Origin of the sequence: Nocardia jinanensis (genome assembly GCF_014645735.1) — a bacterium.
Classification (GTDB): Bacteria; Actinomycetota; Actinomycetes; order Mycobacteriales; family Mycobacteriaceae; genus Nocardia; species Nocardia jinanensis.
Map to the genome: position 1 here is coordinate 480,223 of NZ_BMMH01000004.1, position 24,017 is coordinate 504,239.

The following is a 24,017-nucleotide window of genomic DNA, read 5'->3' on the forward strand; positions in this document are numbered from 1 at the left end:
ATGACCACCGACCGAGTCGTAGGGACACGTTCCGGAATCGAGCCGGCCAACTTATTCGCACCCGACCCGGTGAGCGCTGCCGGTGAGCACCCGCTCGCTACCGAACTACGACGGTGGACCACCGAATACCTGTGCCGCCCTCATTCGGACCTCGGCCGCCACGGCCCCGTCTGCCCGTATATGGGCCACGCCATCACGCGCCGGTTCCTGTGGGCCGCATTTCTGGGTGGTCGCGATTTCGAGGTCGAGCGGATAGCCGCCATTGTCGACGACCTCTACGATATGTACCCCGTCCTGCCACCCCGGGACCCGCCCGATTCCAACTTCAAAGCTGTTCTCGCGGTTTTCCCCGACCTCACCGACTACACCGGTATCGAGGCCGTGCAACACGATCAGAAAACGCGGTTCGTGAAACAAGGCTTGATGCTCGGCCAGTTCTATCCGGGTTGCCGCGTCGCCGGGCTGCACAACCCGGACTTCCCGGCACTCGATTCGCCACTGCCTCTTCTCGCCGTCCGCCATATGGTCCCCACCGACTTCTTCTTCCTCAATACCCGCCCCGAATGGATAGGCACCTACCTCAAGACCTTTGCCCCGGCCATACCCGATTTCATCACCACCACCATGGCGGGCGAACTCGCACATATCGCCGACAGCGCGTGAGGAATCCGCGGACAACAGCTCTGCCGCTACCGCCGTGCCTCCGGCCGCATCGACAACCCCTGCCCGCACCACCGGACGCCGGCTCGCGGGGACGACAGTGGGCTGCGCCGGGAACGGATCCACGGCAGCAGCCCACGACCGATTACCGAAACGCGCCCACTCGCAGCCACGGCCGCAGCAGGTTCTCCTCGGTGGACGGACCCGTCTGCCACTCGGCGATCCACGGACCGGTGCCCTCGCTCTGGTCGAGCACACCCTTTTCCAGCCACCGATAGCGGCCGTCGAGCACGTTGCGGGCCGAGCGCGCATCCGCGTCGTCGGTGTTGTCCCACAAGGAGTCGAACAGCTGCCGCACCCGAATTCGCGCCTGCCGGCAGAAAACGTCGGCCAGTTCCGCGGCGGCTTCGCCTTCCGCCGTGCCGTCGACGCGCTCGGCCTGCGCTCGGACACAGACCGCCGACATCGCGAAGAGTTCCGCGCCGATATCGACGAGGCGACCCAGGAACACTTGCCGGTACTCGAGCTTCGCCTGCCAGCGCGCCATGCCGTACGTCAGCGCTCGGGCCTGTTTGCGGGCCATCCGGTCGACGAAGCGCATATGTTGTGAAAGCGGCCCGAAATCGCTGAACGCGGCCGGTACTGTGCCGGGTCCGACGGCCAGCTGCGGGAACCATTTGGCATAGAAGCCGCCGGCGCCCACGGCCGCCCTGGCCTTCTCCTTGAACTCCGCGTGCCGGTCGACGAGTGCTCCGGCGGCGGCCATATGCGCATCGGCCATCTCCCGGGCGATGAGCAGTCGCATGATCTCACTGGAGCCCTCGAAGATCCGGTTGATCCGCAGATCGCGGACGATCTGTTCGGCGCCGACCGCACGTTCCCCCCGCGCCCGCAGGGATGCCGCTGTCTCGTACCCGCGGCCGCCACGAATCTGCAGGAGTTCGTCGGCGATCCGGCAACTCATCTCCGAGGCCCACAGCTTGGCGAGTGCCGCCTCCATACGAATGTCGTTGCGGTTCTCGTCGCACATGGTCGCCGAGAGATCGAGTACTGCCTCCAAGGCGTAGGTCGTCGCGGCGATAAAGGACACTTTGGCGCCCACCGCGGCATGCTCGCCCACCGGCCGCCCCCACTGCACCCGGACGGAGCTCCATTCGCGGGCGATCTTCAGTGACCACTTGGCCGCCGCGGTGCACAATGCCGGAATCGCGAGCCGTCCGGCATTGAGCGTGGTGAGGGCGATCTTCAATCCGTCGCCTTCGCGGCCGATCAGATTCTCTTTGGGTACCCGGACGTTGTACATGCGGGTGACGCCGTTCTCGAGGCCGCGTAAGCCCATGAACGAATTGCGCCGCTCCACCGTGATGCCCTCGCTATCGGCTTCGACGACGAAGGCGGAGATACCGCCGCGGTGCCCGTCGCTCTTCGGCACCCGTGCCATCACCACCAGGAGTTCGGCGACCACCCCGTTCGTGGTCCACAGTTTGACGCCGTTGACCTCGTAGGATTCGCCATCCGCCGTGGGGGTCGCGGTGCTGGCCATCCGGGCCGGATCGGAGCCGACGTCGGGTTCGGTGAGCAGGAAAGCGCTTATCGCGCCCCGCGCGCAACGCGGTAGGAATTTTTGCTTCTGCTCCGGGGTGCCCGCCAACTTCAGCGGTTCGGGGACACCGATCGACTGGTGCGCGGACAACAGCGCGCCCAAACTGGGGTGTACCGAGCCGACCAGCATCAACGCCTTGTTGTAGCCGACCTGGGAGAGGCCCTGCCCGCCGTATTCCTCGGGAATCTTCAGTCCGAAGCAACCGAGCTGGGCGAGGCCGTGCACATACTGCTCCGGAATACGGGCCTGTTCCTCGATCACACTGCCGTCGAGGGTCTCGCAGTACGCCCGGAGCCGGGCCAGATACGCGTCGCTCTTGGCTGTATCTTCTGCGCTGGGTCGCGGAAATGGATGGATCAGGTCCACCCGGTAGCGGCCGAGGAACAACTCCTTGGCAAAAGACGGTTTGGACCAGGTGGCCTCGCGAGATTCCTCGACCAACTGGCGTGCCTGTGCCTCGGTGGCGTCGACTTTCGCGGCAGTGGCCATAGTGCCCTCCTCGGAAGTGATGACGGTCACAGTAGAGTGTAGAAGCGTTTGTTACCCGCCGGTAGATCCGAACGGTGAACGATCGGTATCGACCGCTACCGAAGGTGGTGCCGGGGCGGAATCCGGCCGTTCGGACCCGCCCGGTCCGGCCCGCCGGCGCGGCAATGGCCCTGATCGGGCGGTGCGTCGACAGATCTACGAGGCGCAGCCGATATCGCTGCCCACGTCAGCGGGACAGGCTGACGGTCGCGATTCCTGCCAGGGCATCCGGTGTGTCTCCCGGACCGACGCGTTATGGCCCCTCGACCTGCCGATGCTGCCACGGAGTCGGAGTCGGGATGGGCTCGCCGGGAGACGCCGGCTGAAGGTCTCGGTCGTCGTCCTCGGGGTGGTGATGTGATGTTTGCGCCGCGTCGGGGACGCCGCGACCGGGGCGCGGGGTCCATGGTGCGGAGTAGCGGTCGCGGCGGTGGGGAAGGTCGAAGACGTCTTTGAAGTGAGGAGGGTGGGCCGACCGGTCCGGCGATTGCTCTGCTGTATTTGTGGTGCCGGTTTCCTGGCGGGTTTTCCAGGGTTGCGGATGTCGAGTGGTTGTTCCGGCGGCGCCTGGGTGTTGTGTTTCGGTGGCCGACAGGAAGTCGTCGGGGCGGTTCGGTGCCGGGCTTTCGGCGGATGGCTCATCGCGGGAGGCCGGTTCGGGTTCTCGGCTGTTGTCCGGGTTGCGTTGTGTTCTCAGGGGTCGGTCGGGGACGGTGGGTCCGGGGCGCGCGGCCCATGGTGGGGGGTTGCGGTTGCTGTGGGGGAGGCCGAGGGCATTTTCGATATCCGGGGTTTCGTTGCGGGGTTGCCCTGGTGTGGTGGTGGTGTTCGCGGTTTCTGCTTTCGCCGGTTGTTGTGCCGGTTCTGTGTTTGTTCTGCCGGTTTCCCGGCGGGTTTTCCAGGGTTGGGGCGGGGATGTCGTTATGTTGTCGCCTGGATGTCTGGTGTGGAACGCCGACGAGGAGTTGACCAGCTGATCCGGAGATGAGAGCGACGCGGTGGGGCTCGGGTCAGTTGAGGCGTGGGCTTGCTGCCGGGCCGGTCCGGGGTGTTCCGGTAGCGGGGTGGCCTCGGTGAGCGGGTTGTCGATTTTGCCGCCCGGGTGTTGGGTCCGCTTGCGTCCGAGAAGGTTTCGCTTGGGCTCGTCGGCCCGGCCCGGTGACAACCACTCGAGGGTGCTCTTGTTGTTGTCGGTGAAGTAGGCGACGAAGATTTTATCGGGATCGTCGAGGAGAGTTCCGAAGTGGATGCCGGCGCCCTTGACGTTGGCGATGATCGCGCCGTCCACCATACCGTCCTTCTCGGTGACCACAACGGCGAAGGCGATGCCGTTCTGCCGGGTGCGGACGGTCTCTTGGATGCCGGCGACAGCGTCGTCTCCTTTTGCCCGAAGCAGCCGGAGTGGTGCGCCGAGAGTGGCTTCGAGGGGCTTCCAGTTGTCCTTTCCATGCCATTTCGGGTCGGCGTAGTCGGGTTCGGGTGAATTGTCCTCGCTGAGTGTCCGGAAGGTGCGGGCGAGTCGGATCGCGGTGTTCGTGGCTGCGGCGGATTCCGCACTATCCGGCTGTTCGTTGTTCCTGCCGCGCGTCAGGATGCCGCCTACCGACGCGGTGATGCCCGCCGCAGTGAGTGCTGCCGCCTCTATCCAACCGGTCACCCGGAGACCATGGGACAGCACCACGTTCAATGCCGCACCGCCCGCAAAGCCGGCGAGAGCGTTGATGACCATGATGGCGGAGGTCGAGGCGCCTATCGAGTCACTGGGAACACTCTTTTCCCATCGCACACCGAACTGCAGGTTGTTGGCCATCTGGGTCATACCGGCGAAGAATGCGGCCCCGAAAATTCCCAGGAAACTACCCGGATATTCCCCGTACATCAACATCATCAGCGCCAGTGAGAAGTACGACAACGGTAGGGTGAAACTTGCGCTGAGACGTCGGAGCAGGCTCTCCATCGGCTTTGCCGCGGTGATTCCCAATGCGACGGCGGCGAGAAGTGCCCCGCCCAGCCACATGTTGTATTCCTGCCCGGTGATCAGTTGGTTCAAATGCGTCGTGCCGATTGTGACTGCGGCGACCGCCGGGACGGTGGCCGCGAAGTACCAGCGCATCCAGTGGTCTTTCAGCAGGTTGCGGAGCCCATCGATGATAGTGGGATCTTTTTTTCGATTCTTCCCGGATTGTTGCTTTTCCTCTTCCGCTAGCCTCTTCAGTTCCGCCCGGGCTTGTTTGAATTCTGCCCGCGTCTGCGTCGGAAGCGATCTCAATACCCACCAATTCAACCAGTTGGTCATACCGAGGATGCTGGTCAGGAGCCAATCGACCTTGTTGCTCAGCCCGCTGAAGGACTTTCCTCCCGCACTGGCGATCGAACGCTCCAACAGCGCCAATGATTGAGCGCTCAGTTCTTCCCGACGTGAATTTGCCAGCCATTTGGCATAGAGCCTCGAGATGTTGGTGTAGATATTGTCGATCAAGGTATAGGCGCCGACAGCGCCTATCATCATGGCCATCTTGCCGCTGAGACCGGATAGCATCCAAGCGGCCCCGGCAGCCGACACCACGAAACCGGACGCCGCCAGCGTCTTCAGCGTTTCGCGGTGCCGGAACCTGTGTCCGAGCGGTACGGCCGCGAATTGGCCCGCCAGTTGCGCCGCTGAGGAAACCATTGTAGCCACCGAGAGCATGGCGGGCGATGCGCCGTGCGCGGAAAGATACAGGCCGTTGCCCGCAATGACGGAACCATTCATGACGGAGTTCAGGGTGCCGGACCTCCACCGCCGTATGATGTTCGCGTTCGCTTTTTCAGGGGTTCTCGCAGTGCGGGCCGGTGCCGAATCGAGGAATCGCGCGACGCCATTGTTCTGTGCGGCTCGGCCGGGTTGAGGGGTTTCGGCGGGTTCTGCGGCTTCGTCGGGTGTGCCCTGGATTCTGCGCTGCCGCTCCGCCGCGTCCGGGCCGTCGACACGATCCGGGCGCAGCGGTTGGAGCCGGCCCGCGGCGTCCGGGGTGAACTCGAGGACGAATGCGGATTTGATGCGCGCCGAGTCGGTCGGTTCCCAATTCTCGCGGGTTCGGACGCGGGCTATGCGTCCGTGGTCCGTCGGTGCGCTGGTTTTCGCGGTGGCCGGTTGGGCGATGTTGGTGTCGAAGATGACCGTTCGGTCACCGATGGTGGTGACGGTGAAGCTGTGGGCGTTGGTGCCGTAGTCGACGACGATGACGGCGGTGTCGATCCTGTTGCGGGAGTTGGCAACTCGGTCGAGGATATGGGCGACGGGGTCGGTCGCCGAGTCGGCGACTCTGGTGAAAGCACCGTCGAGGTTTTCCTCGAGGGCCTTCCAGGTGTCGGCGCCCTTCGTGGGGATGGTGGCGCCGTCGTAGCCGAGGGCGTGGGTGGCGCGCACGGACTGGACGAGGCAGTCGCGGACGTAATCGGGGATCTCGGCGACAGTGCCTCGTGTCTTCTGGGCCACCACCGACGATTCGTTGCGGACCTGTCGCTCCAACAGCTCGGTAAGACGGAGGAAGGCCCTATATTGCGTCGTTCTGATCGCCTCTGTGGACCGGTTCAGGGCTTCCGCCGTCTCGGCGGGCGACAGCCCGAGCAGGAAACGATGGTGCAGCACCTGCCGCTGTTCCGGTGCGAGTTGTTCGATCCCGTCCTGCAGCGCCCGCGGGTCCTTCTCCAGCGCATCCCGGACCCTCTGTGGCAGCTGCCCGGCGATTGTGCCGCGGGCCAGCGCCAGCACCAGTCCGGCGGCGGGTGAGGCGGTCGCACGGTGGGACGGGGGAGCCTGCGCGGGCGAGGTATTCGGCACCGGTGGCGGGGACTCCGTGATGCGCGGCGCGCTGACACTGCGTCCGGGCGCGCTGGTCCGGGCGACGGCCGCGGCTGCTGGATGGGCCGCGCCGATATGCGTTCGGTGCCTGCCCCACGGTGTGTTCGCAGCGGGGTCGACCGCACCTGCCCGGCCGGCTCCGGCCGCCGGTACCTGTGCCGGCTGTGCCGGCTGCTGGGTCCGGCCGGGGCGCGGGGTCGTGTTCGGGATGAGCAGTGTGGCACCCGGATCTGCCGTGAAGGTGTGGCCGAACCATGGTGTGGGTGCGCTGCTTTCGGCCGTGGACCGGTTCGATATCGATGTTTCGAGCAGCCCGCCCGGAAACAGGGCTGCTCGGGAGGAGGTTCGGACGGCGAGGTCGGCGTTGTGGATCGGTGTCGCGCCCGGATCGACGGGTGAATCGGGGAATGCGACCGATGGGGTGCTCCTGACGGCTGCCGCCGCGTCCTCGGGGCCGGCGCGCGATGCGGCCGGGGTTTGCGCCTGGACCGCGTGCGTCAGCTCGCCGACCGCGGCGAGTTGGTGCGCGGTGAGTTCGTGGCCTCGCCGCAGCGCATCCTGCGCGCCGGCGAAGTGCCCGACCTGGGTGTGCGCCAATTGCCCGAGAGCGTCGCCCATGACGTTCTGCAGCTTCTCACCCAGCCAGCCTTCGAGGTCGCGGCCGTGCGGGGTCTGCCATCCGTCGAGCTGTGCGGCACGGAAACCGGCCGAGTTGATCGCGTGCGCCAAGTGCTGCACGGGCGCTGCCGGTGCGCCTTGTGCCGGATCCCAGCCCAGAGTGGTGAGTACGTGCTGGAGGGTGGTGGAACCGAATTGCCGCCGCAATGCCTGCGTCGCACCCGGATCGCCGTCCCGCGCTTGTCGCAGCAACGCATCGGTGTCGGCCGCCGGCCACTTGCCCACTTTGCCGGCAAGGGGTTCCTGCTGCCCGGCGGTGGCGGCGCTGAGAACGCCAGCGGACGATTGCGGGAGCTGGTTGGTCGCCGGCGAATGCTGTGTTCTCTCGTCGTCGTCGAACTGGTCGGCGGGAGGTGCGCGGGTGGCCGGACCCGAGGTGTTGCCGGCCGGGGCCGCAGCCTGTCGGCGTTGCGCGGCCGCCTCCTCCTGTAGCGGCTGCACCAGTCCACGAAGGTCGTTCTCGGCTCGGCTCAGCCGCGCCTGAGTCTCGACGCTCGGCGCCACCCGATGCTCCCCGGCTGCCTGGCCGTACTCGCCGACATATTTGACGACGACCTGCCGCACCATCGGGTTCTCGGTAAGGGCGTACAGGTTGTCACTCGGGGAGGTGTAGTACCGGACGCTACCGGGATCGCCGTTACGGGCGGCGCGGTTCTGGGCCTGGATATCGATATCGTGGGACAGCGCCGAGCGGCCGGTGACAGCCACATGCAGGCCGCCCAGTTCCCTGGTCACCGCATTGATCGGGATATCGACTCCACGAGCGCCCTGCATATTGATGACCAGGACTTTCCCCTCCTGACCCGCGGCATCGAAGATTCGCTGCAGCTCGGCCTCGGCGCGGGTGCCGTGCTCGAGGAACCATTTCGCGTCGACCGCGATATGTTCGACACGGCCAGGACGGCCCGGATCGTCGGAATGCAAAAGCTTCGACAAATGGGCGACGATATCGTTACGGTCGGCCAGGATCAGCTGTGGTCGGCCGGTCTCCTGCATCTGCCCGATATCGGTAGCGAGAGTCCGCAATTTCGCGGCTTCGTCGGGCGAGATCGTATCCGCCATGACCTCGAGCTTCGAGTCGTGGAAACGGTCGACGGAGATGACATCGGTCCCGAGGAGGTCCGCGAGCTGCTTCGCCGAACCACGTGCGGTGCCCGAGGCGCCGGTGACCTTGTCGTAGTGCTCCCGGCCGAACAGTTCTTGCGCGGTGATGGATTTCGAACTTTTCGGGTCGGCCTGGATGACCAGGCCGTGCTCGGCTTCGATCGCCTGGGCCAGGCCGCCGTTCCATCGGCTCTCGGTGGATGTTTCGGGATCGAACAACACCTTGTGGGTGGTCTGGTCGATGATGAATACCCGTTCCCGCCCATCGATTTCGTGCCGGATATAGTGCACATTCTCGACGTACTCCCATTTGGCGGCGGCCGCCATGTTCAGCCGGTTCAATTCCCCGGCACTCAGTCCGCGGCCCAGCCGGCGCTCCACCATCTGGCGGCCGCCTTCCGTCAGATTCGCGGCGCTGCCGCGTCGGTCCCGCGCGAGCCCGAAATCCGAAGCCGTCAGAACGCCTTTTTTCAGGATGTCGTGAGCAACACCGACCTGCGTGGTGACCAAGGTATCGGCCGGTCGGCCCGCACCGTCGGACAGAATGTACTGGGTGTCGGCATGGACGAGTGCCTCGTCGATCTCGTCGATCGTGGCGTGGCGGCCCGGTACCCAATTCTCGCGGAGTGCGGCGAAACCCACGTCCTGCTGGGTTCCGATGTAGATGGTGGGTCTGTCCGGTGTGGGTGGTGGCGGTGCCGTATCCGGGTTCATTCGCACGATATCGAATCCCAGCGGCCCCAGAACTCGGGTGAATCTGATGAATTCGCGGTTGGCGAGGGTGTCGCGGGTGGTGATCACCTGTACTGCGCCGTGGGCCACGGCGTCGCGGGCCGCGTGGGCGACGAAGACCAGCGATTTGCCCTCACCGGCATCCATGTTCACCACGCTCTCGTGCATCGCCGTCATCGCCGCGACCTGTGTCCAGCGCAGCACCTTGTCCTCGCCACGCCGGATCACCTCGATCAGTGCCGCGGTCGCATCGGCCGGGCTGCCGCGCAACATCTCGACCAGGGTTTCGTCGGAGGCGTTCACCAAACGTTGTGCCTCCGGGATGTCGGGTCCGGAGCGAGCCGTGTAATCCCGCAATGTCTCCTCGGCGTGCTGCCGTACCGTGTCGCCCGCTGAGGTCGTCGTATCGGCTTCATCCGGGTGCTTGCCGGCCCCGTCGACAGGGGCGGTCTGCTCCGCGGTTTCCGGTTCGCCCGCCCGGTCCGCGGCCTTCGCGGATTCCGCCGTCGGCTCCGGATCGGCGGGCTTCGGCTGCTGCGCGCCCCCGGGTTCGTCGGCGGCTACCGGCCGGTCCGGTCGCGCTTCGGGAGTTACGGGGTGCTCCGCGGTGCCGTGTGTGTCACGGTTCGTGCTGGAGCGGCCCGATTCCGAAGGGGCCGTGTCTCCTTCCGGATGGTGTGGCCGCGGACCGGCGGTATCGCTGACAGCGTGGTTCCGCAAACCCTCACCCACCGCTGCGGGATCGGCGGGATGTATCGGGCCGAGGGTGTTGACATCTGTGTGCGGGGCGCGGCTCTCCCCAGCGGCGTGCGACGACTGGATCAGTGGCGCCTTGTTGCCGGGCAGCTGTTCACCGCTGGGGTGCGTGATGTGGTCGCCCCGGACCTGATTGACGCCGTCGGGGAGTACGGTGTCCGGACCCTGGGGCTTCGGGATACCGCTGTTGTATTCCGCGCGGACGAACGGCGCGGGTCGCGAGATCAGATCGGCCGTCGCCCGGCGGGCCGGGGCCGGATCGCTCGGGTTGTGCCCGCGGGAGCCGTGCTCGGCGACCGAGGGGGTGGATATGTCACCGACAGAGCGGGCGTGGCGAGCAGCACCGCCGAGCGCGTCGACCGGGGGAGGGGCGTCGGAGTGCAGGGTCCCGGCGAGCGCACTGACGGTGAGGGCACCGGCGGCGAGAGCTCTGGCGGTGCGCCCGCCACCGGGGGAAGCGGCGGGAGTCGCTGCGCGGGTGGCGCTGCGGATATCGGCGGCGCCCTGTGCGGCGGCGCCGAGAAAACCACCGACCATGGCCGGAATCAGTGTTTCGCCGATGCTCTCGAGGGTGAACTCCTGGCCCACGAGCCCGACCGAGGTGCCGACGATACCGCCCGCGAGTCCGGCGCCGGTACCGACGAGCGCCGTGCCACCGACTTGGTAGAGCATCCGGCCGAAGCTGCTGTTCGCGCCCTCGGCCAGCGCCACTGTTTTCGGAATGATCCACCGCTCGCCGATCTTCTTGCCCGCGATCGCGCCGGCGGCACCGCCGGCCCCACCGGAGAGCGTCATCACCCGGGCGCTCGACCAGTCCATCGACTCTCGGGTGTCGTTGATCATCTGACCGGCTTGCACGAGGACGTTCATGCCGCCGACCTGCAAGCCGCCCCAGAACGCCGCGTTGCCCGCCAGTCTGAGCGTGCTGCGTTCGGCCGCGTACTTCGCGGATTGGCCGGCGAGGAAGATGACGGTCTTCCGGCTGACGACCTGCAGCGCCGTCTTCGTCGCCATCCGCTGGATGCACATCTCGATCGCGGCGCCGGCCGGGGAGAACATGATCGCGGCGCGGAGCAGCTGCCATGCCAGGAGCACCGCGAACCCGTAGACCGTCCATTTCTGTAGCTCGGTGTTGTTCGCGTTCTCGTACAGTTGTTCGGCCAGCGAGTCGTTGCACTCGGCTTGAGATCGGAACTTCGCCGCCAGGTTTCTATGGCTCTGTGCTGCCCCGTCACCCCCGATACTCCGGGTGGCGGCCTCGCTCTTCACCGCCTGGTCGTCGTGGTGGTCGGCGGTTGTGCGACAGTCTTCGGCCTTATCCGACCAGTACCCCGCCATGTCGCGCATCGCGGTCTCGTCGCCGCGCGGGAAATGGCCCGCCGTGCACTCGACTACCATCGGGGGCAGCCACGGTGGTAATTGCAGGCTCATCTACAGCCTCGGCCCCGTTGCTCCGAGTCCGGTCAAGGTTTTTCTACCACGCCGTCGACCGATTACCGCGCTCGGTCATCGTCATCGCGGAAGAAGGCCCGGACCTCATGGACGCTGGGTGCTTCGGGCAGGAGATCGGGAAGGTCGGGAACGGCATCGGCAGCGGCGGGAGCGGTCAGGCTTTCGTGCTGTTCGCGGGCGGATCGCGCCGCGTCCTGGACCGCGTCGACAATGGCGGCGGCGAGTTGCTCAGGAGTTCTGCGCAGTGCGGTCGTCGTGAGCGTCAGGCCGGTGAGCACCCCACCGCCATCGACGACGACCTGGACCGACCGGTCCGGCGAGTCCACCTGTACGCGAATAGTCTCCAATTGCCGCAGCATCTCGGTCAGCCTTGGTCTCTGTTGCTCGTAGGTGTCGAGAAAGCTTTCGATCTGGTTGCGCAATCCGCTGTTGGCCGACCGCAAAGCCTCTTGTCTCCATCGGTCCATACTGATCTCTCTTTCCTGTGCGCCACTGCCCCGCAGGCTGATCCGATTGCCACCGCTCTGCTCACAGGTTCGTGTCGGGTAGCCTTGCCAGGGTCACCAGCAGCCGATGCAGGACCTGCTGGGGAGGTCCGGCCGATTCGCTGTTCGACTCGACGGCGGCGAACGCCTCCGCCAGCGCTTGCGTGGGGGCGAAAATACCGCGCTCGAAACAGTTTCCGCTCAGCCCGCCGCGCCATCCCTTGTAACCGCGTACCACCCGCGCGAGCGTGTCGCCCTTGCTGCCGTGCACCCGGAGATATTCGGTGATCAGCGCACGCTGGGCCTCGGTGCGGGCCCGGCACCCCCCGGAGATATCGAGCGCACCACCGAGGGCGCGCATGACCGTCGCGTAGATCGGACGCTCCTGGTGGACGGCCGCTGTCGACTGCGGTGACGCGGCGGCCGGATCATGCGGCAGTCGGGGGTTCGTGGCGGCCGCCGTGTGCAGCACTATCCAGAGCGCGGGAGCACCGGGGTCCGAAGCCGTGCCGCGGACTTCGGTGCGCGACGGTGCACCGGCCACGTGGGCGATCTCTATTCCGCGCAGCGGCAGGGTGTATCGGCCGAGTACGTGATCGAGGGCCGCCTCGATCTGTCGCACGGTGTGCTGGTGAAGTCCCGCGGCCTCGAAACCGCAGAGCTCGAGATTGTGGCGTGCCGCCATTTCGCGCGCGATCCGCATCGCCTCGACATCGCTCGTCTGTGGTCGTTGCACGAGGGGCCGTGCGGTTTCGCGCGCTGGTTTCCCGGCTGTGCGCTTGTCGCCCTCCGTTCGCGGCGCCGCGGGCCGGGGTGGGTAAGTCCTCGGTGGGGTGCCGCTCTGCGGTGCAGTGACCGAAGGGGAGGTGGGTGGGGATTTCGACCAGGGACTGTTCGCGAGATTTCCCGGCGAGGCCGTGCCGGTCGCGCGTCCGGCTGGTCCAACCTGTCCGGTGGGCACCGGCCTAGCGCGTGCCCCGTCAGCGGGTTTCGCGGGGGTGGCCTCCGGTGCCGGGGTGTTGACCGGTGGGGTGCCGCCGGGCGGTGCGCTCAGCCACGGGGCATCGATATCGGCGACGGGTGGTAGCGGCGCGCCGGTCTCCCCGTCGCCACCCGGGTACTGACCGGATCCGTCCGGGTCGGCGGATTCGCTCGCCCCTGGTGATGCGGTCTCGGATTCGGGGGACCGTTCGGGCGGAGAGGGCGAGTACGGTGTCCCGGTCGTCCGGGATCGACCGTCGGAGAAATGTCCGTCGTCGTCGCGCGAGCCGGCGCCGTCGGCGTGCGGATGGTACCCGGTTGCGGGAAGGCCATATTCGGGCAACGCAGCGGATGCCGGACCCCGGTAACTCGGCGGACGGGATACGCCGAGCTCTCCGGTCACCGTGGGTGAGCCCGGGTCGGCGACGTGATTCGCACCGGTGCTGTCGCTCTCGCTGTAGGCGTCCGCCGCCTCGGCGAAACCGCGTTCGGCGTTACGCAATTCGGCGACCAGGCCCGCCATACCTGCCATCGCCTGTTCGACTCCGGGGATATACGATTGCGCGAACAGCTTCCCCGGCTCGTCGTCTCCCCAGAACTCACCTTTGAGCGTGAGTTCGGCCTCGAGTTCGGCTACCATCACGGCTGTCCGGGCGGCGACCTGGTTCAGCTCCGACGACGAGGCTCGCATCGCGTCGATATCGACCCACACCGACTCGCCCATATCGTTCTCCTCGTGTGCTCCCGCCGCGGTAGTTCCCACCCGCCGATGTGGACGATATTGTCGGCCACCGACATTCAGGGCGTCGATCTACGACCGCCGATATTTGACAGTTACGTGAATTTATCCCGGACGATCGGGTCGGCCGGGAGGGAACTTCCCACGGTTGGGCACTGGTGGGCCCGATCCGAGTGGATCCGGCCCGCCCCCGCACGAAGTCAGGTTCGGGTAGCCGTCACTTCACGGGTGCGGCAGGCGGCTATCGGCTCGTCGCGGGGACGGCCATGCCGCCGCTGCTGGTCGACGAGGAGGAAGCCGTCGCCATAGCGGAACCGGCCGGCCTCGTGAGCATGCGCCGCCGGTGGTACCTGGTCGCCCGTGATCGGAAACGTGACACGTGGCGGGTCTTTCGGGTCGAACGCGTCGAACGGCCCCTCGCGACCGGTATCCGCTTCACCCCGCGCCCGCCGCCCGCCGCCACGTCCGCCGAGTACGTGGCCGGGCACCGAACCGATTGGGGAACACCGATGTTCCGGGTGTCGGTGACCATCGACGCGCCGGCCGGGGAGATCGCGGGCCGGCTCGGCGAGAGCCCTGGTGAACTCACCGCGCTCGATACCGGTACCTGCCGCCTCGCGGGCTCCCGCGACGATTCACCGCAATGGCCGGCGCAACGACTGGTCGGGCTCGATGTCGATTTCCGGGTGCACGATTCGCCGGAACTGTCGGCGGCGCTGCTGGCCCTCGCGGCCCGCGCGAACGCTGCGGTCGGCGGCTCCCTCGTATGACATCCGCCCCGGCGGTTCGATCGAGCGGTACGCGACGCGCGGATCGTTCGAATCGTGCAGGCCTACTGTGGAGCTCGACGCTGCCCGGCCGCCTCCTCCTCGATCTCGGATAGCGCTACTTCCATTCGCGTATCGTGCTTGTCCACCGTCCAGCGCTGCGCGTCGTAGAGCCCCCACCGCTCGATATCGAGCCGGTAGAAGCGCCGCGGACCGTCGCCTCGGAAGGATTCGACCGGCAGCGCCCAGTCCGCGCGTTCGGCGGGATCGGGGAAATTCGCCGCGTAGTAGTGCTCGTAGCATTCCGGCAGCTCGGCGGGTGAGACCTCCCGGCAGCTACCGGAGAACTGGGCGCCGTCGATCGGGAGGCCGGAGGGCGCGTCGGGTCCGGTCAGACCGGTCATGAACATGGATCCCGAAACACGCGGGTTGGCGATGATGTTCGCGGAGTGCTCGGCGGTGCGCAACGAGTACCAGATCAGGTGGAGTGGACGGTGCCGCGCGACGAAGTTCACCGTGGCCGCCCACGGTCCGTGTGGTCCGGTGGTGGCGAGGGTGACGAATCGTGCCCGGTCGAGCAGGAAGCTGCTGCGGGCCGGCGCCGACCGGGATCCCGCGGCGCCGGAATCGGATACGGCGGCGGAATCGGATCGTGCGGCGGCTCGCTGTGGCAGCGGGATCGGTAGTGGGGGGTCGGACAGGATCCGGGAGTCGAGGATGTCGTACCACTCGTCCTGACCGGTCCTCCGGCTCTCCCATTCCGGATCGGCGGAGCGCCGGCTCACGGCGCGGCGGTACTCTCCCCATGCTGCTTCGTCGGCGAAAGTGACCTTGTGCTCCAGGCAGTGCACATTGTCGCCGATGGTGACGGTATGCCAGGTGGTGTCGAGGACCATGTCCAAGCCGTCGTAGAACCAGAGCTGCCGGTCGGCGATCCACTGCCAGAACTGCGCGAGATCGGCTCGGGCCTTCGGGGTCGGCGCGAATCGGTAGACGAGATGCAGCATCGGTACTCCTGTTCGATCAATCGAGATAGCCGGACCACGCCGGGCCGAGCGCGGACTGGTGGCCGGCGAAGCGATTGTGGTATTCGGTGGCGAATTTGCGGTTGTGGGAATCGATGCCGGCGGCGTCGGGTTCGTCTCGCAGCAGGGCGACGGCCGCGAGGGGTTCCAGAGTCGCGCCCCGGCGAACCTTCGCCTCCAGCGACGAGGTCGACAGGTGGACGCGGCGGAGCCCGGATTGCGCCGCGTAGGCGACGGGCCCGTGACAGGTGGTGAAAAAATAGGGCGAACCGGCGCGACCGGCCGATTCGTCGGCACCGAAATACCTGCCGTGCAGAGCATCTCCGTGGTGATAGCAGACGGCGGTGGTGACCAGGACGCCGTCGCGGCGGCACAGCAGCACGGCCGCGGATTCGTCGAGACCGACCTTCCGCTGCGCCTCGAACACTCGATTCATCCAGTCCACGCCACCGCCGCCGCCGTACTTGCTCCGCACATTCGCGATGAGTGGCGCAACCTCGGCGGCGATATCGGCGGTCAGCCCGGTCCATTCGACCGTATGCCCGGCGGCGAAGAAGTCACGGATCTCGCGCCGTCGCCGCTTCCGGTTATGAGCGCTGACGGTGCGGCTCGGGCCGGCCGTACCGTGCGGTAGTACATGCACTGTGGCGTCCGCCGAATGCAGCAGGACTCGCGCTCGCGGGTGGGCGGCGGCCAGCTCCTCGGCCGCGCCCACGGGGAGGTAGGGAACTATGACGCCGTCGTACTCGGCGGCGAGGGCGTGGTCGAGGACGACCGAGAGCAGGTGTGTCGCGGTGGGCGAGCGCGATGGACCCGTCTCGCACACCACACCGTTGCGGACCGCCCGGCGCGCTCCGGCCCAGAGCAACCGGGCCGAGGCGAGTGCGGGCAGGTCCGGAAAGAAATCGGACAGCCGGAACAGGTTCCCCTCCATCCGGTCCGGCTCCCAGAACGGCATCGCGGCGACCGACCGCCCGCTGCGGCGCACTACTACGGCGGAATGCGGGGCCGACGCTTCGTCCAAGTGCCGCAGCCATGCGTGACTGCAGAACAGGTCGCCCTCCGCGACCAGGCTGTCCCACTCGGTCGCGGTAAGCGACGAGATAGCCGTCACGGACGAACTGAACATTGAGCATTCCTTCACGACCCCTGACGCGGAACCTATCACGATCATCGGGCCTTCGCCTGTGGGCCGGGAACAGCTCCTTCGACCTGCAGAGGGCCGATCGGCGTCGGCGCCGGGGTCTCGGCCGCGCTTTTCGCCGGAACTTTGCTCCCGGTGAACTCGGCCGCACGCGCCGTCGATGCCGTGTGATCCCGGCCGTTTGTCTGTGGTCTGGTGCGGCAGGTTCGCTGGATCGACCGGGGGCGGTCGCATACCGGCCGGCACCGATCGTCGGATGGCCCCGGGTCGGCTATCGCACCCATGAGTATCGGGCCGGTCCGTGGAGTTTGCCGGCGAGGCGCTCGCCGCGAAAAATCGAGCGGTCCGCGACGCGGCGGCACCTACGAGGACCATGCAGGCACTACCGCAAGACCGAGAATCAGCGTCCGGCCGCCGGACCGGTCGTTACGGCAATATATGGGGCCTCACGGTGTATCAATGTCCTGAGCGCTCGAGAAGCTCCGCCATCGGGTCGTAACGCCGTAGTACCTCTGTCTGCAACAGATGCTCGCGGGCTGTGTTATCGAGACTCCATGTGGCGAAATAATCGCGTGCCTCATCCCAATTGTCATTGTCTCGGGCCGCGCGCAGCAAGTCCCTGGATCGGAGCATGAACTGTATTTGGACCGGGGCGTCGGGGTTGTCCCACCAGAAATCGGAGAAATTGCTGTAGTTCCCGAATTTCGCCACCCAGCTGTCGAATGAAGGATTCGGGTAGTGCAGGATCACCGGATGCGCAACGGTGCGATGCTCGCCGTCGTAGTCGACGAAATCGTGGATACCCGCTCTCACGCCGGAAGTTACGCGCACGGCACTCTTACCGTTGCCGTACGCCATGAATTCGGTGCGGCCGTTGACTCGGAACAGAGTGCATTCCGTGAAACAATTGGTGAGTTCCTGGCTCGCAGGAACTGCCTCGTGATTCATGAAAGTCACGTGGCCCACGCCTTCCCACGACTGCCAGCTGTGATCGCCTCCGTCGTAGAGAATCTCATCGCTGTCCACGGGAAGAAGCCAAGATATCCCATTGTCGAGAGCGTATGAGACGGCCGTCTGGGTATTGGCCATTATGCGGTTCATGATTCCGGATGGCGTCATGTCACTGCGGTCGCTGGGGCCTTCCAGCAGTAGAACTCGATCGTGCTCGGTGAAAGGAGCGAACATGTTCCGCTGTGTGGGATCGTCCATGAATATCAGGACCATAGCCGCGCGTCGCAAATGGTATTCGAGCCAAGAGTGGAGGCTCGGTCCGGGGTTCAGAATGGTCGAGCAGATGAGCAGATCATGCTGGACGGAGGGTGAGCTGTTCGCGGTCACAGCCGAAGCCTAGCAACGTGCGGATTCCCCGGCTCGGTGCTCCTGTTCCTTCCTGGGAAGAAAGGTTTACCAGATCGTCGAAGTGGGATGCGGTAACCGAGGACGACAAGGCTCTCCGGTTCGCGGCGGCCACCGCGAGCCTTCGGCAGCGTGTCGGCGATGTGGATCACTCCGGTGCGTGCGGGGACGCCCGGTATGGCAGCTCGCCGATGCGTCATGCTTCTTACTGTCTGCAGTGGGCAGCCTCAGCATGTCGATCTCCTCATCCGTACTCCACCTCATCCATCGTTGACCGCAGCCCGGCGTGCTCTGCCTCTGGATCGTTCTGTCCGATAACTGTCCATTGTTGGGGATATGTGTCTTTGACCTGGCCTTCGTCGGCAGTCTAGTATTCCTCGGAAAGTTCGTGCGGCATCATGGATATCAGAGTTGGTAGGTTGCAGTCTGTATGTCGGAATCAATCGGAAAATCAGTTGTCCTGGTTACCTTCGCCGGGCGTCGAGATCGAATGGAATTACTGTCAGGATACGTGGCGGAGGCGATGCGCCGCAATCTTATCGATGAGTGGCACGTATGGGACTTTTCCAGAAATGACGACGACGGCCAATGGTTGAAGGGCCGATTCCCGGTTCCGGGTCGAACTCCGGATGACCTGATCTATTACCCGGCCGGGCAATTGGATTTCGGGCCCGATAATTGTTGGCGCAGCCGGGTTCGCGCCGGCAAGGATGTTCATATCGCCATCAAACCTCGCGATGCGCCTCCCGGTGCAGAAGCTTTCGAGTTCGTTGTGGGGGGTTGGGACAATCACCGCACTGTTCTACGCCGTGTCGACAATATCGATCTACTCGTCGGAGACGATTTCGACCGCATGGTGATGCGTCCTCCCGTCGTTGACGTTGATACGCCGGGCGTCCTTTCTGGCACGGTTTTCCGGGGTATCGAGATTTCCATGAGCTCTACCCGTTTAACCCTTGCGATCGACGGAGTGGAGCTGATCGAGTTCGACACGCCTGTGCAACCCGGAGCGAGGGATATCTACGTAAAGACCGGTTACGGCGCCGATGGTGAATGGCGATTTCCGGGGATGGATGGGAATGGTGAATATCTCTACCACAGCAATGAGCTACCGGGGGAAGGTTGGAACAGTGTGTATCGTTTCTATTCCGCTGGTGCCCCTCGCTACGAGGATACGGTATTTCTGAAGTGCGACGATGACATTGTATATATTCAGCTCGACAGTCTCGAAGAATTTATCCGTTTCCGGATTCGGGAACAGCAGTATTTCCTGGTGAGCGCCAATGTTGTCAATAATAATGTGTGCGCCTATTTTCAACAGAAATACGGCGCTATTCCGCGCAGCCTGATGGAACTGGAACTCCCGCCCGGCGGCTACCAGGGCAGGCTCTGGCAGAGCGGCGAACTTGCCGAGATGCTGCACTATCACTTTCTGGATAACCCGAACGCTTTCGACCGCATGCCTGCCGAACCGATCGAGTGGTTCCGGCGCCTCAGCATCAACTATGTCGCCTGGCTGGGCAGAGATCTGCCGTATATGTCGAGAGTTCGAGACGACGAGCGTATGCTCTCCATCGAAATACCGGCGTACTTGAGGCGACCGAACTGCATATACCCGGGGTTCCTGGTGAGTCACCTCTCCTACTATGCACAGGAGAGTTCCTTGGATGCTGCTGCTGTCATATCCCGATACCGAGAACATGCCGAGAAGCAGCGCTTACTGGACTGCGCCGTATGATGGAGTGGTTGCCCGGCGCGTCGTTCGATTCCGAATCGGACCGTAGTCCAGGATTCGAGCATCCGTATTGCCCGGCGACCCCTGCGTGCGAGGTGTTCAGCGTAGCCGGGACCTGGCCGTCACCATTCGATGAATGGCTCGAATCAACGGGAGATCGGGTAGCGGCGCATCCATTTGTTTATAATCCATTTCTCGCCGGCGCCGACCGGCAGTCCGGCATGCTCTGTCGCCGGATCGAGCTGTCCGAGATTGTTGAAGTACCGGAAGTATACCGCCTGTCCTTTGCGTGGAGTAAACGAAATTCCTGGCTTGGAAAAACTTGTTCCGCCGCCGGCCTCGACGTCATTGAGATAGACTATGAGAGTCGCGGTCCGTTGCCCGCCATCAGTGAGATGTGCAATACTTCCGGGGTCGTTCGGTGGAAAGAAGTCGAAATGGTGCAGGTACTGGCCTCCGGTCCGGTAGCGGACAACCTGTAGACCCTCGCCGTTCTCCAACGGGCAGTTCATCAGGGCGGATATTCGCCGATCGACTACGTCGATGAGTGGGTTCTCGGATAACCAGAATGTGCAGCTTTCGCTGGCACGATTCTCGGCTTGTTCGAAAAGCCCTGTGGCCGGGTCGATGGTCGCAGAGGGCTGCAATCGACTCTTGGACATCTCGATTATCTGATCGCATTCATCGCCGGACAGAACGTTGTCGAACAAGATCAGCTGCGGCTGTTCTACGCGCAGCAGTGCGTGGATTGCGCGGTCGTGGGCGTGGATAATTCGGTCCGGCAAGACCGGGTTCGGATCGTATTCATAGGATGAGGTGTTCGGCATTTCTCCTCTCAGCAATGCGTGCACCGCTGATGTGGCCGCCTCTTTATCGAGACCGTCATCGGTCAGGGATTCGATGATCGACTCGACCGAATGACCTTGTTCGAGGCTCGCATTTATCCAGGTCTTGATACTGCTTTTCCACGAAATACCCAGTGCCACCGTCATCCTCGCAGACTCACATCGTATTCTGTTCACCCCGCCGATGGCGAACGATACCGTGGCCGGGTAGTCCATCGGCGCCGCATGTCGAAAAGTCCGGTGGCGGACCTGACGACACCGTTGAATGGCTTCCAGTGCTGCCGCGTCGATGTCGTGCGAGTTCTCGGCACTGCCGGCGGTGCGGGTCTCGGCCGGTTACTGGGCCCTGACCTGCTGATTTCTTGTCGTGTGGGCGGGTTCGGCTGGGCGCTCCGGGAGTTCTCCCGGGTAAGTGCTGCCGGCTTCCCGACTCTCCTTGTCTCACCGTGGGGGTCGGATGGCCGGGCAAGTTCGGCGCTCCCGTTATTCCCCGTGTTGGTGATAGTGAGACCGCGGGTGTTGGGTCGGCGCCTGCCCTCGGCGACACCCGACGCCCATCGGCTCACACTCGCGCCGATCGGAGTGCCGGGGGATATCGCGCAGTCGGTGCCGATGCATCGGCGCGACACGAACCTCTCAACGCCGAGTGTGCTGAACCAGCAGACCTGCGAATTCGTGATCGGGCGACCGTTCCCGGCGCCACTCGGCCCGGGTGGATCCCGGGTCGGACGGAGTCGACGATCCACAGGGTCGACCGCGTTGCTTCGTCTTTCGGTCACGATCCCCCGATTCCACCGGAGTCGCCGCCGAGCGGACTTCGATCCGGTGTCATCGGCGTTCGGCAGCGGGTGAGAAGACCGGTCGGGAATCGTGTGTTGGGTAGTCTGTCCAGGCGTCGGGTCGGTAGGGCGAGGTGGCGCACCATCTGTTCAGAACGCGTAGGAAGCGAGGTGCGTGAGGTCGAATGTCCCTGCAGCTCATGCCACGCTCCGCGCCTGTGCCCTGTGCAGTCGGTGACGGCGAGTCGCTGAGGCCGGTGACAGGTATGACCCGCTGCACCGATCAGCACTGTGCCGGATCGTTTGAACGCAGATCACGGTCCGGTAGATCGGTTTACGCTGCTGTGAGAAGGTTCGAGAATTGAGCATCCACATACCGAGTGAGGTTGTGTTCTTTCTCAATGCCCTGGGCATTCCTTATCCGGACATCGACGTGGACCAGGTTCGCGAGATGGGCCAGAGCATCAATGAATTCGCCGTTGATGTCCGAAGAACCTTCGATGAGGGGACCGGCACCATCGGAGAAGTAGAATCGGCCATGTCCGGCGATTCGTACCAGGCGATTCTCGTACAGTGGTCCTACATCCTCGGGAAAATGGAGGAGCTGGATACCGCGTTCGATATTGCGGCGGCGGCGCTCGATATTGCGGCGGACGTCATCGAGGCGGTACAGATTGCCGTGCTGATAGAACTAGCGGCGCTCGCGGCGAGTTTTATCGCGAGCATGTTCACACCGGCCGCGCCGGCTACCGGTCCGCTGCTCGCAGCTGCGGCGCGCCAGATCGCCAAGGAAATGGCCGAGTTCGTGATGTGGTATATCGCGGCTGAGCTGCTGGCGAAGGCGCTCGATCCGATGCTGGATCGCTTCGATCAGTTCATTCGTGATGCTCTGCGTCCGCCCGACGTGGCTCCGCCGGCACCCGGCTCCGCGCCGGTGACGCATATGGACCCCGATGCGGTGTCGCGTTACATCACGATTTTGGAGAACCAGGCCCGTGATATGGAGGAGCACGGCCAAAAACTCAACGACCGGCTGGACAACCTGGATTTCACTACTCCAGGATTGGATGTACCACCTGGCGAATGGCCTTCGCCGACCAGCGTAGTTCCGCCGGCCGGCAGCACACAACCCGTCCCGCTGCCGTCTATTCCTCCCAACATGTTGCCGGATGAGCAGCAGCCGATCGCCGAAACACCCTCCAGGAATCCCTCGGCCCCGGAGGCGGGTTCGTCTGCGCCCGGAGACCAGCCCGCAAAGGTCGGTACCGCTCCGCCCGCGGGAGTCTCGTCCGGAACTGAGACAAGTCAGCCGACTACCGTGACACCCGAAACGGTTTCGCCCGCGGCATCGGCCGCCGGGGCCGCCCCGGGCGATTCCCTCTCCCCGATGAGCGTCTCGCCGGGCGGAATAGATTCTTCCGGACAAGGCGGGAATTCCGCGGACAGTGGTTCGATCACCCCGGATAGCGTGGGTTCCAGCTCGGATCCCGCCGGCTCGGCATTTGCGCACTATGGACCTGGTGTCACCGCTGCGATGGGTCCTCAATCGGCAATGCAGACCAGCCCATCGGCATCGGCATCGGCACCCGGTCAGTCGCAGGCAGGGTCCGCCGCTTCGAACGGGCAGCGCCCTACCGATGCCGCAGGCAAGGCTCAAGGAAGCGCCGGCCGCGCGAGTGGTGGCCCTGGGGGATCGGATGCGGGGCAACCGTCCGGCAGGAAGTCGTCGAAGACGCCGTGGTCGCGTGCGGGCGGTAAGGCGGCACGCGTCGCGCCCGAGACGGAACCCTCTGGTCGGAAAGTACCCGCGGTCTCGGCGGGAGAATCCGGAACGAGTGGCGAGGAAGCCCGGACAACATCGGCGACATCCCCTGGACACGAAGGTCCGCAGGTGTTCGCACCGAGCGTCGCGGCACCTCCTCCCGAATCGTCGAACGACAAGTCGACCGGGGAAGACCGCGACCGAGATGTCCCGGTCGAAGCTCCCGTGAAGGATTCCGACACATCCGGCGTCGGAGGTCGGTCGTAGGCGGGATAACGGAGGGTCGATCAGCACAGAAGCGGACTACGGCTCTGACGGTATGAGAGTTCGGTCGTCTACGTGGATTTCATGCCAGCTCCCCGACCGTGGGGATAGTCCAGAATTGGGGCGGTCTGATGAACGACTTGACAAGGGGCTGTGTTCTTGTGCCGTCGAACTCATAGTTCCAAACGGTTGATCAGGGCACCCGCCCGGTTGGGCCTGCCGAAGTGCCGAACTGTCCGGATTCGATGTAAAGCGGAACCCGCTCTGTATCGATCCAGGTGAGGCGCCGTTGGCGTGACGAATAAGTGGACACAAGGAAAAGCCTCGGTCGAGGCTGGAGGATGTAGTGGCGGGCGGACCGGGAGAACTCTTCAGCAGATTCAGTCGGGGGTTCAGGAGTCTGGAGCCCGGGCGTCGTCTCGGCGAGGTAGTCGATCGCTTCCCGCGCATGCTCCGACGTAGTCGCGATGACTCCGTGGATGCGGACAGGCGCGGGCGCGATGAGATGAACCGCAATAGCGGAGAACCCCCAAATCGCCAGCCTGATAATTCGCGTTCGAATCCGCCTGCGAACACGAACCCGCCGGCGAACACCAATCCGCCTGCGAACACGAACCCGCCGGCGAACACCAATCCGCCGGCGAACACGAACCCGCCTGCGAACACCAATCCGCCTGCGAACACGAACCCGCCTGCGAACACCAATCCGCCGGCGAACACGAACCCGCCTGCGAACACCAATCCGCCTGCGAACACGAACCCGCCTGCGAACACCAAT

At 64.9% G+C, this 24,017-nt stretch carries 12 protein-coding genes; 4 read left to right on the forward strand and 8 right to left on the reverse strand.

The features are described from left to right. Positions 1 to 663 (forward strand): DUF6875 domain-containing protein, encoded by a 663-nt coding sequence (locus IEY68_RS13355; RefSeq protein ID WP_058856892.1) that lies wholly within the window; start codon positions 1 to 3, stop codon positions 661 to 663. A gap of 142 nt (positions 664 to 805) precedes the next feature. On the opposite strand, the gene IEY68_RS13360 is transcribed toward IEY68_RS13355, so the two are convergent. The 4 genes from IEY68_RS13360 to IEY68_RS13375 all read right to left on the reverse strand — a co-directional run bounded on the left by IEY68_RS13360 (position 806) and on the right by IEY68_RS13375 (position 13,547). Then, positions 806 to 2,752: an acyl-CoA dehydrogenase family protein gene (locus IEY68_RS13360; protein ID WP_058856903.1), complete on the reverse strand. Its 1,947-nt coding sequence runs from the start codon at positions 2,750 to 2,752 to the stop codon at positions 806 to 808. Between the two features lie 292 nt (positions 2,753 to 3,044). Continuing rightward, positions 3,045 to 11,336 carry a preprotein translocase subunit SecA gene (locus tag IEY68_RS13365; protein WP_058856893.1) on the reverse strand — a complete coding sequence of 2,764 codons (8,292 nt, stop codon included), beginning with the start codon at positions 11,334 to 11,336 and terminating at the stop codon, positions 3,045 to 3,047. 62 nt (positions 11,337 to 11,398) lie between these two features. After that, a complete protein-coding gene (locus tag IEY68_RS13370) occupies positions 11,399 to 11,824 on the reverse strand; it encodes a YbaB/EbfC family nucleoid-associated protein (protein ID WP_082681654.1) in 426 nt (141 codons plus the stop codon). A gap of 61 nt (positions 11,825 to 11,885) precedes the next feature. Then, the gene (locus IEY68_RS13375; protein WP_156426405.1) at positions 11,886 to 13,547 is read right to left on the reverse strand and encodes a hypothetical protein; all 1,662 of its coding nucleotides are present in this window, start codon (positions 13,545 to 13,547) and stop codon (positions 11,886 to 11,888) included. 173 nt (positions 13,548 to 13,720) lie between these two features. On the opposite strand from IEY68_RS13375, the gene IEY68_RS13380 reads away from it, so the two are divergent. Then, entirely contained in the window at positions 13,721 to 14,332 is a 612-nt protein-coding gene (locus IEY68_RS13380; RefSeq protein ID WP_229718754.1) for a helix-turn-helix transcriptional regulator, read from the forward strand. A gap of 62 nt (positions 14,333 to 14,394) precedes the next feature. On the opposite strand, the gene IEY68_RS13385 is transcribed toward IEY68_RS13380, so the two are convergent. The 3 genes from IEY68_RS13385 to IEY68_RS13395 all read right to left on the reverse strand — a co-directional run bounded on the left by IEY68_RS13385 (position 14,395) and on the right by IEY68_RS13395 (position 17,836). After that, a complete protein-coding gene (locus IEY68_RS13385; protein ID WP_082681655.1) occupies positions 14,395 to 15,336 on the reverse strand; it encodes a pyridoxamine 5'-phosphate oxidase family protein in 942 nt (313 codons plus the stop codon). Between the two features lie 16 nt (positions 15,337 to 15,352). After that, a complete protein-coding gene (locus IEY68_RS13390) occupies positions 15,353 to 16,483 on the reverse strand; it encodes a peptidogalycan biosysnthesis protein (RefSeq protein ID WP_189094234.1) in 1,131 nt (376 codons plus the stop codon). 471 nt (positions 16,484 to 16,954) lie between these two features. Further along, positions 16,955 to 17,836: a hypothetical protein gene (locus tag IEY68_RS13395; RefSeq protein WP_156426407.1), complete on the reverse strand. Its 882-nt coding sequence runs from the start codon at positions 17,834 to 17,836 to the stop codon at positions 16,955 to 16,957. Positions 17,837 to 18,365: 529 nt separating this feature from the next. Here IEY68_RS13395 and IEY68_RS13400 point away from each other — a divergent pair. Beyond that, on the forward strand, positions 18,366 to 19,592 hold the full coding sequence (locus tag IEY68_RS13400) for a DUF6250 domain-containing protein (RefSeq protein ID WP_058856899.1): 1,227 nt from the start codon (positions 18,366 to 18,368) through the stop codon (positions 19,590 to 19,592). A 143-nt stretch (positions 19,593 to 19,735) separates the two neighbouring features. On the opposite strand, the gene IEY68_RS13405 is transcribed toward IEY68_RS13400, so the two are convergent. Continuing rightward, entirely contained in the window at positions 19,736 to 20,581 is an 846-nt protein-coding gene (locus IEY68_RS13405; protein WP_058856900.1) for a 2OG-Fe(II) oxygenase, read from the reverse strand. Between the two features lie 993 nt (positions 20,582 to 21,574). Here IEY68_RS13405 and IEY68_RS13410 point away from each other — a divergent pair. Further along, positions 21,575 to 23,242 (forward strand): WXG100-like domain-containing protein, encoded by a 1,668-nt coding sequence (locus tag IEY68_RS13410; RefSeq protein ID WP_156426408.1) that lies wholly within the window; start codon positions 21,575 to 21,577, stop codon positions 23,240 to 23,242. The last annotated feature ends 775 nt before the right edge of the window (positions 23,243 to 24,017 follow it).